The organism is Sporosarcina sp. P3 (assembly GCF_002743415.1).
Lineage (GTDB): Bacteria > Bacillota > Bacilli > Bacillales_A > Planococcaceae > Sporosarcina > Sporosarcina ureae_A.
On record NZ_PDZE01000002.1, the window covers coordinates 395542 to 411202 of the forward strand.

Annotated in this window: 13 protein-coding genes and 1 other RNA gene; 11 read left to right on the forward strand and 3 right to left on the reverse strand. The window is 41.9% G+C overall.

From position 1 onward, the window contains the following. The first annotated feature begins 53 nt into the window (after positions 1–53). A complete protein-coding gene (gene gpsB / locus CSV61_RS04135) occupies positions 54–353 on the forward strand; it encodes a cell division regulator GpsB (RefSeq protein WP_083036176.1) in 300 nt (99 codons plus the stop codon). Between the two features lie 59 nt (positions 354–412). Here gpsB and CSV61_RS04140 read toward each other — a convergent pair whose 3' ends face one another. Together CSV61_RS04140 and CSV61_RS04145 are read right to left on the reverse strand one after the other, a co-directional pair. After that, complete coding sequence (locus tag CSV61_RS04140; protein WP_099638207.1) at positions 413–1087, reverse strand: DNA-3-methyladenine glycosylase family protein; 675 nt, start codon at positions 1085–1087, stop codon at positions 413–415. A 39-nt stretch (positions 1088–1126) separates the two neighbouring features. Beyond that, positions 1127–3391 carry an ATP-binding cassette domain-containing protein gene (locus tag CSV61_RS04145; RefSeq protein WP_099638208.1) on the reverse strand — a complete coding sequence of 755 codons (2265 nt, stop codon included), beginning with the start codon at positions 3389–3391 and terminating at the stop codon, positions 1127–1129. Positions 3392–3874: 483 nt separating this feature from the next. Between CSV61_RS04145 and rnpB the strand changes: the two genes are divergently transcribed. The 3 genes from rnpB to CSV61_RS04160 all read left to right on the forward strand — a co-directional run bounded on the left by rnpB (position 3875) and on the right by CSV61_RS04160 (position 7483). Beyond that, an RNA gene (gene rnpB / locus CSV61_RS04150) (RNase P RNA component class B) lies at positions 3875–4250 on the forward strand. Positions 4251–4391: 141 nt separating this feature from the next. Beyond that, positions 4392–5519: a THUMP domain-containing class I SAM-dependent RNA methyltransferase gene (locus CSV61_RS04155; protein ID WP_099638209.1), complete on the forward strand. Its 1128-nt coding sequence runs from the start codon at positions 4392–4394 to the stop codon at positions 5517–5519. Between the two features lie 62 nt (positions 5520–5581). Then, positions 5582–7483 (forward strand): ATP-dependent DNA helicase, encoded by a 1902-nt coding sequence (locus tag CSV61_RS04160; RefSeq protein ID WP_099638210.1) that lies wholly within the window; start codon positions 5582–5584, stop codon positions 7481–7483. Positions 7484–7542: 59 nt separating this feature from the next. On the opposite strand, the gene CSV61_RS04165 is transcribed toward CSV61_RS04160, so the two are convergent. Next, on the reverse strand, positions 7543–8001 hold the full coding sequence (locus CSV61_RS04165; RefSeq protein ID WP_099638211.1) for a chemotaxis protein CheX: 459 nt from the start codon (positions 7999–8001) through the stop codon (positions 7543–7545). 258 nt (positions 8002–8259) lie between these two features. Here CSV61_RS04165 and CSV61_RS04170 point away from each other — a divergent pair, with 258 nt between their 5' ends. The 7 genes from CSV61_RS04170 (at position 8260) to CSV61_RS04200 (ending at position 15276) form a co-directional block, all read left to right on the forward strand. Beyond that, positions 8260–11853, forward strand: a complete 3594-nt coding sequence (locus CSV61_RS04170) for a dynamin family protein (RefSeq protein ID WP_099638212.1) — start codon at positions 8260–8262, stop codon at positions 11851–11853. After that, positions 11850–12674, forward strand: a complete 825-nt coding sequence (locus tag CSV61_RS04175; protein ID WP_099638213.1) for a sulfurtransferase — start codon at positions 11850–11852, stop codon at positions 12672–12674. Before CSV61_RS04170 ends, CSV61_RS04175 begins: the two co-directional genes overlap by 4 nt. 6 nt (positions 12675–12680) lie before the next feature. Further along, positions 12681–13280 (forward strand): metallophosphoesterase family protein, encoded by a 600-nt coding sequence (locus CSV61_RS04180; RefSeq protein WP_099638214.1) that lies wholly within the window; start codon positions 12681–12683, stop codon positions 13278–13280. A gap of 253 nt (positions 13281–13533) precedes the next feature. Beyond that, a complete protein-coding gene (locus CSV61_RS04185; protein WP_099638215.1) occupies positions 13534–13914 on the forward strand; it encodes a hypothetical protein in 381 nt (126 codons plus the stop codon). A 69-nt stretch (positions 13915–13983) separates the two neighbouring features. Further along, positions 13984–14283: a hypothetical protein gene (locus tag CSV61_RS04190; RefSeq protein ID WP_099638216.1), complete on the forward strand. Its 300-nt coding sequence runs from the start codon at positions 13984–13986 to the stop codon at positions 14281–14283. Positions 14284–14401: 118 nt separating this feature from the next. Further along, complete coding sequence (locus tag CSV61_RS04195; protein WP_099638217.1) at positions 14402–14674, forward strand: hypothetical protein; 273 nt, start codon at positions 14402–14404, stop codon at positions 14672–14674. Positions 14675–14847: 173 nt separating this feature from the next. Continuing rightward, positions 14848–15276 carry a hypothetical protein gene (locus tag CSV61_RS04200; RefSeq protein WP_143561054.1) on the forward strand — a complete coding sequence of 143 codons (429 nt, stop codon included), beginning with the start codon at positions 14848–14850 and terminating at the stop codon, positions 15274–15276. Positions 15277–15661 lie beyond the last annotated feature (385 nt).

Genomic DNA, 15661 nt, shown 5'->3' on the forward strand with positions numbered 1-15661 from the left:
ACAACATATGCTATAATGACCTTATGGAATCACAGACGGAAGGACGTTTTGTCATGGAATTAAAGCTGGATACGAAAACGATTTTAGAAAAAGAATTTAAACAAGCCATTCGAGGGTATAAACAAGAGGAAGTGGACTGGTTTTTGGACGATGTCATTCAAGACTATGAAACTTTTAAAAAGGAAATTGCACGTCTACAAGAAGAAAATACGAGATTGAAGTCAGAAGTCAATTCTTCTCAAAGACGTTCTCAAACACCGGCCCCTCAAACGACGAACATTGATATTATTCAGCGCATTGCGAATCTTGAAAGAGAAGTATTTGGCGACAAACTGGTTCAGCCCGAACAGTAAAAATGACAACTTGAAATAGAAGAACCGCCACAGTGTGAATGTGGCGGTTCTTTTTCAGTTCATTTACGTTCATTTGTCGTTTGGATTAATTCCTCCAGCGATGTATAATCTTGAACAAAGTCTAAATGAATGGCTTCCCATAAATAATGGGACGCAATGGAACGTTCAGGTGCCCAAAGTGGTGATTTCTCAACGAGTAGCTGACGTCGTTCGGACTTTTCCACTCCATACAGCCACTGTGCAGCTCGCTGGATTCCTACGTCATCGACAGCAAGCACGTCTGGACGGCCAAGTGATAAAACCAAAAACATTTCTGCTGTCCATTTACCGATGCCTTTGACATTGATTAATTGTTTGAGAACCGCGTCATCATCGTATTCCGCGATATGTAGAAGATCCAGATCACCATTTGCTATTTTATCCGCAAGGTCCTTGACATATTCAGATTTTCTCATAGTTAAGCCTACTTCTCTTAACTCTTCTTTTGACGTCTTAATCAACCCGTCAACCGTTATATGCCCTCCAAGCAAATCGAGCAACCGAGCGTAGATCGCGCTCGCTGCCTGTACTGAAATCTGCTGCCCAATCATGGATCGAACAATAGACGATAAATAATCTGTTCGTAAAGGTATTTCCATATCGCCAACTAGCGAGATCAACTGTTTCAGCTTAGGGTCTTTTGCGCAAATAGATTGAACTGCTGGATCCTGTGTAGTTATGTGAAGTATTTCCAAATCGCTCACCTCTAGTTTTTAAGTTGTGTGGAAATGGCATCACACACCATCCTTCAACCATTTTGCCGTCAATGTATCAGCAGACAGCATCTCTTGCGGTGTGCCTTCAAAGAGAATGGTTCCTCCACGTTTTCCACCGCCCGGACCTAGCTCGATTACCCAATCACTAGCTGCAATGAAGTCAAGGTTATGTTCGATGATGATGACTGAATTCCCTTTGTTTACAATCTTCTGGAACAACTCGAGTAGCTTACCATTGTCACTCATATGCAATCCTAATGAAGGTTCATCTAACAAATAGATTTGCCCTTCATTCTGTAAGTGGCTCGCCAGTTTAAGTCGCTGTATTTCTCCACCGCTCAATGAACTCGTCGTTTGTCCTAACGTAAGGTAATGTAAACCGACTTCATCGAGCATATCCATCCTTTTTACTATCTTGGGCATAACAAAATATTCTTTCGCTTCGTCTACTGTCAATTCCAAGATTTCTGCGATATTTTTCCCGCGGTATACATAAGAAAGAGCTTCATCCGAATAGCGCAATCCTTCACAAGCTTCACATACAACGGTTACCGGGTCCGCAAACGCCACATCTGGAGTGGTGACACCTTTCCCGTCACATACTGGACAAGCACCTAACGAATTAAAGCTGAATAAACCAGCTGGCTGTCCGGTTTCTTTTGCCAAAATCTGCCGGATGTCATCCATGATTCCCATATATGTAGCTAGCGTAGAACGGCTGGAAATTCCGATACGGCCTTGGCTTACTTTAATAATATCGGGGTATTTTGCCGAAAACGCTTCAAATAGTAAAGAACTTTTACCTGAACCTGATACGCCACAGACAGACACAAGAACGTTTTTAGGAATATCAATGGATACATCTTTAAGATTATTTTGATTCGCTCTAGTTACGACAAAATGATCGTTTGATTCGCGTGGGTGCTGATTGATTTCTATTTTGTGATCCAGTTTCGTTAATGCAGAAGCATTCTTTAATCCAGCCGGCTTCCCTTGATAGACGATTTCACCGCCTGCTGCACCTGCACTGGGACCCATTTCCACAATTTCATCCGCCACCTTTATAACAGATAAATCATGTTCAATCACAATGACGGTATTGTGGTTAGCTTTCAGGCTTTGGAGCATCTGAATAAGCATATCGACTTCTTCCGGGTGAAGACCTGCGCTTGGCTCATCGAAAATATAACTAATATTGTTTAAACTGCTCCCTAAATGGCGTGCAATTTTTACTCGTTGCGCTTCACCGCCAGAAAGAGTTCCCATTTTTCGTGACAGACTTAAATAGCCGAGTCCCAAATCAATCAATTGCTGCACATTGGGAATCGCTTGCTGTGCAATAGACTCACCAAGAGGATCTTGGATATTTTCTAGTTCGGGCAGAAGCTCTGTGAGTTCCAATTTATCGTATTCAGCAATATTGAAACCGTTGATTTTACTCTTCAACACTTCTGGATTTAATCCTGAGCCATCACAAGTGGGACATAATGTATGTGTCGATACAGCCAGTACATCTTCTTGAGACGTTTGTTTGAGTTTCGTAATATCTCTATTAATATATAGACGTACAAACCTCGGTAATAAACCGTCCCATTCATGATCATGCGGACCATCTTTCGTATGGAATGGCGCAAACACTCTCTCGCCTTCAGGTGGTCCGTAGATCAATAAATTATACTGATCTTGCGGATACTCTTTAATTGGTAAATCGGGGTCGAATAATCCGCCTGTCATCATCCATCGACCTTGCCAACCGGAAGGGGACAACGGCTTAAACTTTACAGCGTATTCTCGAAGTGACTTGTCCAAGTCGATGATTTTATGCAAATCAGGGTACACCACTTCACCGAAACCGTTACACTGTGGACATTTACCAAACGAACTTTGACTGGAGAAATCCGTCGCCGAGCCAATTGCGGGTGTACCGATGCGCGAGAACAATAGACGAATCAATGGATGAATGTCCATATACGTCCCAACAGTCGAGCGAGTATTTCCGCCAACCGGCTTTTGCTCTACCACAATAACAGGGCTCAAATGCCGCATCAGATCCGCACGTGGCCGTTCGTAGCGAGGCATTTGGTTACGTACATACAACGGGTAATTCAACGTCATCTGCCGTCTACTCTCCGTTGCCAACGTATCAAACACTACCGAACTTTTGCCTGATCCAGACAAGCCAGTAAACACCGTAATCTGTTCCTTAGGCAAATTTATATCTATATCTTTCAAATTGTTTTCTCGTAATCCACGCAAAACAATCTCATCTTTACTATCCTTCACAATGAGAGCCCTCCTTTACACCATAAATACTAGTCTTGCTAGATGAATTCCCTGTTTTACAGAAGTTACACTAAGTAATTTATAGAAGGGAAGGGGGAGAGACAGACTAACTCTCAACGCCCCGCAATTGCGATCCGATCTACGTGGTGTTGTTTTTTAATTGGAAAAGTGATCAATTCACGCAAGCGAACTCGTTTGCGCTCATTAATTCGCTCAAGCGCTCATACTTTGGCTTCTCCCGCTCATTACTTCGCTCGGGCGCTCATACTTCACTCGTATCCGCTCTATACCAAACGTTAACCGCTCATAAACTATATCCAACCGCTCAATTCACTCGATATCCACACTAAATGACCGCCAGTACGTGATCGATATCCAACTACTTCGCTCTCCAACTCACTTCCAACAGTAAATCTAACTCATTCCAATCAAATTCATTGTGTAACTTACGGATATGGTGTATACTCAGGAGTGCCATAGAGAGTATTCAGGTAATCGCTGCAACTTCGGTTGTAGAGGAAAGTCCATGCTCACACGGATCTGAGATGACCGTAGTGTTCGTGCTCGGTGAAAAAATAAGCCGGGGCAATGCATATGCATTGATGGCGGGAATAACTCCTAAGTCTTCGGATATGGACTAGATTCCCTGAAAGTGCCACAGTGACGTAGTCGGCATGGAAACATGTCGAGTGGAACGGGTAAACCCCACGAGTGAGAAACCCAAATTATGGTAGGGGCGTTCTTCCGAAAGAATTCAATGGAGGAAGGAACAGGCAATGGTCTGTAGATAGATGATTACCACTTCAAGTACGAGGCGTGAGCCGTTTGAGTACCGAAGAACAAAACATGGCTTACAGAATATTCTATGGCATTTACCTTACAATTAGCTCTCCTACAGTTTTGGGAGAGTTTTTCTTTTTATAGAAATGAACGCATACATAACCCTTTCAAAAATCGGAAAGGATATATTGACCTGAAGCAAAGAATGGAGTGTTGATACGTGAGTGAATACAAATTAGTAGCAACCGCTGCGATGGGACTTGAATCCATCGTCGCGTCTGAAATAAAAGATCTTGGCTATGAATGCCAAACAGAGAACGGAAAAGTCTACTTTACGGGAGATGAAGAAGCTATCGCGAGGGCGAATATGTGGTTGCGCGTAGGCGACCGTGTACGAATTATCGTGGGCGAATTCAAAGCCTTTACATTTGATGAATTATTCGAACGTACGAAAGCTTTGCCATGGGAAGAGTTCTTGCCGGTCGATGCGGCGTTCCCTGTGTCTGGTAAATCGGTCAAGTCCAAATTATTCAGCGTACCTGATTGTCAAGCCATCGTGAAAAAAGCGATTGTGGAACGATTGAATAGCGCGTATAAACGTACTGGGTTCTTAGGTGAATCAGGTCCGCTTTTTAAACTAGAAGTATCTATCTTAAAAGACAAAGTAACGTTGACAATAGACTCAAGTGGCCAAGGTTTGCATAAACGCGGCTATCGAATGGCGCAAGGGGATGCGCCACTGAAAGAAACGATGGCAGCTGCACTCGTAAAACTCTCTAAGTGGAATCCAAATCGTCCGTTTGTAGACCCATTTTGTGGTTCAGGGACGATTGCGATCGAAGCGGCTATGATTGGACAAAATTTAGCGCCAGGTTATAATCGTTCATTCTTAAGTGAAGAATGGCCTTGGATGAAAGCAGACGTATGGGATCGTGTGCGCGAAGAAGTAGAAGATGTTGCGAAGTACGATTTGGAACTTGATATTCGTGGCTTTGACGTAGATCACAATATCGTCTCTGTGGCACAGCGAAATGCGATGGAAGCAGGATTTACAGATTTGATTTCTTTCGAGCAACGAGACGTACGTGATTTGATATTGGAAGGTCAAAATGGAGTGTTAATCGCCAATCCGCCATATGGTGAACGACTGGGTGAAGTGGAAGAAGCGGAAGAGATTGCAGAGACACTTGGTGAGATTATGAAACACTATCCATCTTGGTCTGTCTATATTTTATCTTCACTTGAAAACTATGAAACGATGTACGGCAAACGTGCAACAAAAAAACGTAAACTATTTAACGGCTTCATCCGTACTGATCTGTATCAGTTCTGGGGACAGCGTTCATAATTAGACGGGCAGGAAGAGGAGTAGATCCCTCTTCCTTTCGCTTGCATTCAGGAGGAGTTAGTATGAGTACAAAAATTCCATTTGAGTTGGATAAAGGGCAAACATTTTACGAATCTCTCAACGATTGGCTCGGGGATACGTTATATGATGATTTAACAGAAAAAGGATTCGAATGCCGTGATGAACAAATTTATATGGCATTTCAAATAGAAAAAGCGCTGAAAGAAAAGAACGTCTTACTTGCAGAAGCAGGAGTAGGTACCGGAAAAACGATTGCGTACTTATTGCCGGCTATTGCGTATGCGCGTTATACAGGGAAGCCTGCCGTAATTTCTTGTGCGGATGAAACATTGATTGATCAATTGATCAAAGAAGAAGGCGATATTCAGAAATTGAGTACGGCACTCAATATGACCGTGGACGTCCGTTTGGCGAAAGCGCGTAATCAGTATATCTGTCTAAAACGTTTGGAAGAAACGAGTATGAAGACGAACGAAGATTTTGTTGATCTAGTCGAAGATCAATTACCGGAATTCGTGCATGCGGAGCGTTCATTGCAATCGGTATATCCGTATGGCGAGCGTTCAGATTATCCGTATTTGGCTGACGACGAGTGGGAAATGATCAATTACCACCCGATCATGCAATGTGCGGCTTGTGATATCCGAAATCGTTGCGGTCAAACGATTCATCGTAATCACTATCGTGAAGCTGCAGACTTAATCATTTGCTCACATGACTTCTATATGGAACATTTGTGGACGAAAGAATCTCGCGTAAGACAAGGTCAATTGCCTTTATTACCAGAAGTATCGATGGTCGTCTTTGATGAAGGACATTTACTGGAGTATTCCGCTCAGCGTGCGTTGACATATGAAGTGCAAGAACAAACGATTATCAACTTACTTGAACGGATTATGGTGGATGGCATCCGAGAGAACACCTTGCAGTTAATGGAGCAATTGCTTGAGACCCATGAACTGTTTTTCAAACAGTTGAAAAGTAATGCGACGCAAAATGACAATGAACGGTTAACGATCGAAAAGAATCCGGAGATGATGAAGCTAGCTAAAACAGCTGTCGCATTATCCAATGAACTTCTTGAAGAATTTGTTTTTGAAGGCGAATTATATGTCATTCCTGAATATGACTTAAAAATTGTCGAAGAGTATTTGGAGCAGTACATTTATTCAATGGAGCTATTTGCAGGCGACAATGACGCAGTAGATTGGCTTGAAAATCGTCGCGAAGATAGTACGCTGCTCATTATGCCGCGACTGGTCACGTCCATTTTGAAAGAAAAATTATTTACAGGCACGATGCCCATTATCTTCTCCTCTGCTACATTGTCAGTTGAGAAATCTTTTGATTACTTAGCATATAGTTTAGGGATCGTAGATTATCAATCATTTTCTATCGCATCGCCATTCGACTATGAAAATGTCATGAAAATTCATTTGGAACAAGGGAAGACGGAAGAGAATATCGCACGCCTTTCTGAGTTATTGGAAGAAGAGGAACAGACATTGGTATTGTTCAATTCCAAGCAATCAATGATGGAAGCATACGATCAATTACCGCTTGAACAAAGCGTCATGGTGACATATGAAGGGGAACGTTCATTATCTTCATTAGTGAAAGACTTCCAGCAACGTAAAGTATCTGTCTTCTTCTCGTATCATTTGTGGGAAGGTCTGGATTTACCGAACGACGCGTTGACTCGTGTCATCATCTTCGATTTGCCGTTTCCACCGCATGATCCATTATTCCAAGCTAGAAGGGAATATGCGGAAGATCCGTTTGATGAAGTTGAACTACCGTTTATGCTGTTGCGTTTGCGACAGGGAATTGGTCGTTTGATTCGAACGAGCGATGATCACGGTTCGATTCATTTATTTGTCAAGCCGGAGAATATAGAATTACTGCCGGTTATTGAACGCGTGCTACCTGTACCGTTCTCGTAACAAGATAGAAAAAAGCGTGCAGACGTCGGAATTCCGATGTCTACACGTTTTTTTGACTGTTATCGTTCTTCGTCAATAGTGAGCAACAAGTTCAGAATCTGATCATCTTCAAATTTCACGGGAATTTTAAACGCTTGCTTAAAGCCATAAAATTTAGTTTGCCCTGTCATGACTGTGGGTGGCGAAATATCTAACGTCAGGTCTTCTTTTTCTAAAACCGTACAGAGATTTCCTGCAATCATATTTCCGAGTTCTCCAGTGAATGACTCAGCCATTTCTCCTTCGATTTGCATACCGAACATAGCTAGACCAATTTCACTGACAATGGATTGTGTAGGCTCTACAATTAAACGGCCTTTAATATTCCCAATTAAACCAATCAATACACTGATTTCACGTTGTTCATAAGGTTGCTGTATAAGGGCAGGGGAAAGTACTTGGAATTTTAATGGGACTACAGTAGTAAGGGAAGCAATCGTTGCATTTAACACTTTTTGTACATTTGTTGCTGTATCCATCTAAAGAAACGCCCTTTCGCGAATAAGTTGGTAGTTCAATCATATCACCAATCATGTCCAAAAGACTAGTTAAATTTTCAGTGAATAGTTAAACAGTCACTATTCATTCGCATCCTTCCATATTAGCCAACACGAACACGTAGAGAACAAGTGCACAATACGTTCTCTATTAGAAAAGTAATACTTATAAAGTAACTATCTATTTTTTCACGCATTAATGGTATGATGAGATGAGTTTAAATTGAAAGGACGACGATTATGTCTACAAATCATGAATTTTTACAGCAATCTGCTACATATGGACAGATTTTTTCCAGCAATGAAGATGATGAACGCAAAGCAAAGACGACATTACTTGCTAATAAAATAATCGACAAAGAATATACAATTGCATTTGCCGGACACTTTTCGGCAGGAAAATCTTCGACAATCAATGCATTAACAGGAGACGACCTTCTACCATCCAGTCCTATTCCAACAAGTGCGAATATTGTAAAAGTACATAAAGCGGATGAAGATTATGCGATTATCCATCGTGTCGATGGGAGTGCAGTGAAATTCAGCGGCCATGGTTTTTCTGAAGGCGTGAAAGCGTACAGTAAGGATGGGGCTGAAGTTTCATTGATTGAAATCGGCCATACTGAATCCAATTTACCTGAAGGAATTACGGTAATGGATACACCAGGCGTCGACTCGACAGATGATGCACATAGATTATCCACCGAGTCCTCATTACACTTGGCGGACCTAGTGTTCTATACGATGGATTATAATCACGTACAATCTGAAATGAATTTCCGTTTCACAAAAGAATTGATGCGTTATAACAGTAACGTCTATTTAATTATTAATCAGATCGATAAGCATCGCGACAGTGAATTATCATTCGATGAATTCAAAAAGTCCGTTGAAGATTCGTTCAAATTATGGGGTGTAGAGCCAAAAGGGATTTTCTATACGTCATTGAAACAATTGGATCACCCGCATAATGATTTTGAAAAAGTCAAAGCAATCGTGGATGGTTCGATCGAACACCGCGAAGAGAATTTTGAACAGAATATTGAGCAATCCTTATTGAAATTAAAAGATGAGCATATGAAATATCTTCAGCAACAAATAGACGACTTGAAAGAGAATCATTCGGAAATCCTGAGCGAATCCGAGTGGGATCAGTTTGAAGAGCTGAATCAAGATTTGAAGGATGCAAAAAAGCGTCTCGAATTAGTCTCCGGAGACGAATTTTATGTGAATTTCGAGAAAGAGCGCAATGAATTATTGTCGAATGCAGGACTAGCACCGTTTGAAACGAGAGAATTACTAAAGGATCATTTAGAAGCGAAGTCACCGAAGTTCAAAGTCGGTTTATTATTTGGTGCGAAGAAGACAGCGGAAGAACGCGAAAGACGCCGTCAAAAGCTAGACGATAATATTTCAGGTTTAGCTCACACGCAAATCGAAATCTATATGAAGTCTTTAATGAAAAGTTCATTGAAACAAGCGGGGATCTTAACCGATGAGCGTTCACTTGCGATTGACAATATGGATCTAACACTACCGTTTGACGAAGTAGATGAGCAACTGCATGTTCAAGAAGTAATTACCGGCGAAACTATTTTGAATTATGCAGAGCAAATGAAGCGTGCCATTCATTTAGTGTATAAACGAAAAACGGATAAATGGAAACAAGAGATGTCTGTCATCGCGAAGGAATCCGGCAGCGAGCAATCAGGACCTCTCGTTGAAACCATCGCCGTGCTTCAAGAAAAAGTAGATGCATTGAAAGAAATGAATAAATGGCAAGAGCGCATGGAATGGGTCGATAAAGAAATCGCCAATCCGTCCGCACCGACACGTATGGGTCGCGATCAACTGGTGGCTGAGTGGCAACAGCCTAAAAAAATCGAAACCATCGATTACGTAGCAAAAGTAGAAGAACAAGAAACGACTGCTGAAGTAGTAGAAGAAGTGGTGGAAGAACAACGTCAAATCGTTGATTCAGAAAAAGCGATCATTCATGCGCAGCATATCGCAGGGTCTGTTGAAGCCATTCCTGGATTTGCCGAAACAGCATCGTATTTGATGACGAAGGCAAATCGCTTAAAAGGACAAGAATTCACAGTGGCATTGTTCGGCGCATTCAGTGCGGGGAAATCTTCATTTTCTAACGCGTTGATTGGTGAAAAAGTGTTGCCTGTTTCACCGAATCCGACCACGGCTGCGATCAACCGAATCCGTCCGGTAAGTGAAGCACACTTGCATAATACTGCTGATATCCACTTGAAGGATATCGCAACGATGACCGAAGACGTAGCGTTGTCGTTTCATGCGCTCGGTATCGATATTTCTTCACTTGAAGATGCCTTCAATAAAACGGATGCGGCGATGAAACAACCACTTGAAGACGAGAACTTGCACATCCATAAGTCGTTCATCAGCGCATTCCAAAGAGGATATCCAGTGTATACGTCTGCACTCGGTACGACATTGACGGTAGAACGTGAAGAGTTCACGAAATTCGTTGCACAAGAAGAACGCAGTTGTTTCGTCGACTCGATCGATTTCTTCTATGACTGTCCGTTAACTCGCCACGGTATTACATTGGTAGATACACCGGGAGCGGATTCGATCAACGCGCGTCATACCGACGTAGCATTTGAATATATTCGGAATGCCGATGCGATTCTTTTCGTGACGTACTATAACCACGCATTCGCACGAGCGGACCGTGAATTCCTCATTCAGCTGGGTCGCGTAAAAGATGCGTTCGAACTCGATAAAATGTTCTTTATCGTCAACGCAATCGACCTCGCTTCGAATGAAGAAGAAGGCGAAGAAGTAAAAGGCTTCGTTGCCAATGAGTTACAGAAATTCGGAATCCGTAATCCACGGGTGCACGGTATTTCCAGTCTGGAAGCATTGGAGGGCAAATTAACTCAACAACCGAATCCATTGATGGTCGATTTTGAAGAGAAATTTTATTCATTCCTCGAGCATGATCTACGTGCACAAGTCGTACAGGCACTAGAAGAAGAAACTACGAAAACGATCGATCGTCTAGCTTCATTGATCGACAGAACGATTCAGAACCGTTCACGGAAAGCAGAAAGACTAGAAGAGCTCGCGACTGCTGAAAAGGCAATTAAAGAGCGTTTTGAAAAGAGCGCAAGTGAGATTTTAGTGAAATCCACTCAAGATGAATTGAGTGAACTCGTCTACTATATTTTACAACGTGTATTCCTACGTTTCGGTGATTTCTTTAAAGAAGGATATAGTCCGTCCACTTTCGCGAAGAACTCTTCGGATAAAGCATTGAAAATTGCATTGGCGGAAACTGTCAATATGGTAGGCTTTGACTTAACGCAGGAATTGAAAGTAACGAACTTGCGTATTCTTCAGTATATGAAGAAACAATTGCTAGAACGTCAACGGATGGAAGTTCGTGCATTGTCCGATATGGACCAATCAATTGTTCCGTCTCCATATGAGCCGAACGACAAAGACATGCTGTCATTCGAGACGCCATATGAAGATCCTATGGTGTACAGTGCGGTCAATAAATCGTTCAAAAATCAAAAGTCGTTCTTTGAGCGCGGAGATCGCGATATTTTGAAAGCGAAGCTAGAAGAAACATTGAAAAAAGATGCATCGAGCTATTTGGGTGATCAGAAAGAACGTATTGAGAAGTGGGCAGACTTATGGATTGACGATGAAGCAGAAGCGTTACGCGTTCATTTATTGCAAGAAAGTCTAGTGCAAATCGAATCGGAGCGTACGTTGCTTGACGGTTCGGAGCAGCTGGAACAATGGCAGAACATCTACGAAAAAATCCGTCAAGGGGAGCTGGTTCAATGACACAAGTATTCGTATCTATTCACGACATAGAGACAAGTCAGGTGAAATGGATCGATGCGCGCTTTTCATTACAAGATGAAGAGCGTGGCAAACTGGATTATCAAAAAGAACACGTAACAGGCGCAGTTCATTGGGATTTAGAAGAAGATCTATCAGGTACTTCAGCAGAAGGCGGACGTCATCCGTTGCCTTCTACTGAACACTTGACTGAGCTATTTCGTAAAAGTGGATTGGAACGCACAGATACGATTTTGATTTATGACGACGGGGGCAATCCTTTCGCAACTCGTGCTTGGTGGATGTTGCAGTACGGAGGCTTCACGAATGTGCACGTCGTAACAGAAGGATACGCTGAATTACGCGAAATCGTTGACGTAACAAGTGACTCGGCTACACCTGCACGCTCCACGGTGGAACCGCAATGGCAAGACCAGTTATATGCAAGTAGAAGCGAAGTCGAAGAAGTGGTGGCGGGCAATCAAGCGTCACAGCTTGTCGACGCACGTTCTGAAATTCGTTATCGTGGAGAAAAAGAACCTCTCTACCATAAAGCAGGCCATATACCGACCGCGCGAAACTTTGATTGGGAACAATTGAAGTCAGAAGGACAGTATGATGTGCAGCAAGCGAAAGCACAATTACAACAAGTCGTATCACCTGAAGACGATGTCATCGTCTACTGTGGTAGCGGCGTAACGGCTTCTCCTTTATTCGCAGCACTTACAGAACTGGACTATCCACATGTAAAACTATACGTCGGCAGTTTCAGCGATTGGATTTCCAAAGACGACGCACCGATCGAAACCGCCATAAGGGGTTGAAACACGATGCACTACGCATTACTCGGAGATATTCATTCATCCAAAGAAGATTTGCAAGCTGTACTGGCACAAATTGCAGATGAAGCACCTGAAGCCACTCTTATGGGAACAGGCGATTTATATGAATGCACAGTCAGTAAAAAAGACTTGCATGGGCAAATGTATCCGACTGTCGAAGAAGTGATCAAACACCCAGCTGGCATCGATGAACTATTCACGTTTCGATCCATCTACGGCAATCAAGAAGAACGAATTCTGTTGTTGACCAAGCAGACGGAATCTATACGGGACTTCTTGAACGACTTACCGGAGACGTTGAAGGCGGATGATGCAATCCTCATTCATGGTCACCAATGGCCGCATAACGAGGCAGAGGCGTGGCTTGCTGAACATTTGCCAGAATCACGCCTAGTCTTTCACGGACATACGCATCGATCCACTTTCACAAGAGATGGACAATCCATATCGATTAGTTGGAACGAAGAGCTTTCGGTGAGAGGTTTACGAACTATTGTCAACGTGGGGGCTGTTGTGGATTCTAGAGAATGGGTGTTGTATGATTCTGAAAAGCAAACTGTTCGATTTATGAAAGCGTCACAAGGCTAAATGGGTTTATGTCTGAACTGTTTAGCTGTAGTGAATAGTAAAATGACTAGAGAAGCATCGCATTTTTGCGGTGCTTTTTTATTTTGGAGATATATTTGGATATCATTGGTATAATGGTGTTGTAGTTATTACATAAGCTATACACCCGAAACGATTCATGTAGAGTTTTAAAGAGAAATGGATCGTTCGGTTAAATAAAAGGCGTAAATGACATTGCACGTATACAAAGCAGGAGAAAAAAGGGAGCAACGAAATGCGTAAAACAGCTTGGATCTTATTAATTATTATGATCATTTTAGGTATTGTTTTTCTAGGGAATAGAGCCAGTCAGGATGCGATTTTAAGTAAGGATATACACTTGGCCTTAGAGCAAGAAGAAAAACAAATTGATTTAACAACAATGACGAGTTTTGAATGGGATGCTGTAGAGGTATTTGGTCCGTATACGACAAATGAAATAATTGAAGATTCGATGGATATCCGATTCAGAGGTGACAATGGGGGCATCGATGTACTTGAAGATCGATTTTTATTAGTATTTGCTGATGAGAAAAACGCAGTTAAAACAGTGGTTCTATCTAGAAAATACGGAGACTTTTTAATTAAAGATAATAAAATATTACTTGTTGAATAGGAATGTAAATGGCGAAGTGTGAGTAATTCCGATTGAAATGAATATTCTATAATAGAGGGCAATTCTGAAATGAAAATTGTGCCACTACAGGTTGTTAAATTGTATATAGGTGGCTATTTTCAAAAACATAGTAGATTGTCTACTAAAAAGCTATGGCAAATAAGTATCGGAAGTGCATTTTTTATCACTTGGTTTAGTGGGACAATTGGTGCGATATTAGGCGAAATGCTTACTAGAGGCAGTATGGAGACTATAAATGTAGAAGGAACATGGGTATGGGGAACAATTTATGCTTTTGTTTTACTTCAGATCACTGTCCCTTTTGCTCGTTTCGTAATTGATATATTCTACAAGCTCATAAAAAAATAACACCCGTCCCTTAAGCGAGTGCAGTTGTTGAAGACGCATGAATCCTGAAACGGGCCATTTAATTAAAGAACACGTAGTAAATAAAGCTATACTTATATTTAAAAATGGGGGTGTGGCAATGGCGATCGCTGTAGGGTATGTAATTGCATTGGTAGGTGCTGTTATCGCTTATCAATATAGCAAGGGAAAATCGAAAAAAAGAAAATACCAGGTGTGGGGATTTTCTCTTATGTTACCGATTTCACCAGCCTTGGCCTTTTCCATTGGATTAACCTATGCTGTGATTGTTAAAAATGGCTGGGCAGCGTTGATTATGTGGTACATTTTCCCGGTTATTTTTATAATAGGGCTTATGATGTTATTGGTTGGAGTTTTCAGGAGGGAAGAATAAAAGGTGATTTTAAATTATTAACAAACTTGGGCGCGTTTGCGTGATAAGGACAGTGCATCAAACGGGCCAGATTGTAAAAAAAGTAGGCTAGAAAGGAGAGTGCAAAGTTTTTGGTTCACAAAATCACATATCCAATATTGATAATTATAATTTGTGCTTTGGTGGCTTTCGTTATGTATCAGAATCACCAAGATACTAAAAATGAGCATCATTACTTAAAACTCTCAGGGGAAAGCTCACATTGGAAATTAAATGATTACGAGATAGAAATAACCCCCAAAATTATGAGTTCTGGAAACGGGAAATTATATTTTAAGCCAACAGATAATAATTATGTTACCGAGTATTATGACTTCGGTATGAGGGCTATCATAAACAACGAAGAAACGACACTGCAAAAGCAGGTAGTTTCGGGACCAGAGGATTTTAAAGGCGGAATTAATACTGGAAGTGTTGAAGGTCCAGCATTTTTCACTAAAACGCGAAATCCCATAATGCTCGAAGACGTAAATGAAATATACGCGGTGATTAAATGGGAAGATAACGATGGAAAAATGCAAGAGGAAACCATTTCATTGTATGTTAAAAAAGCAAAAGAATAAGCTGTTTAATACTGTAATATTAAGCAATCGGGCGCGATTGTCGCAGATTTTCTTTGTAGTCAGCTAGTTGATCGGAGCGGAAACCGGCGACTCTGGGAGGATCAGCGGGACAGGTGAAACACCCAGCGAGCGAAGTGAGGGGTGTGGTTCACCGCCCGCCCTCCAGAAAGCGTCCGGTTGCAGCGCAGATCAACGGTTTCAGACCACTATCTAGCTATCGGGCGCGTTTTTTGAGGAAGCTTCTCTGAAGTCGGTTAGTTGATCTTCGCTACAGCCGGCGACTCCCGGAGGATCAGCGAGAGCCGTAACGAAGAACGGCTTTTGCGAGTGAAGCGCAGCGAGAAGGAGCATATCTTTGCTTTGACAGGTGAAACACCTAGCGAGC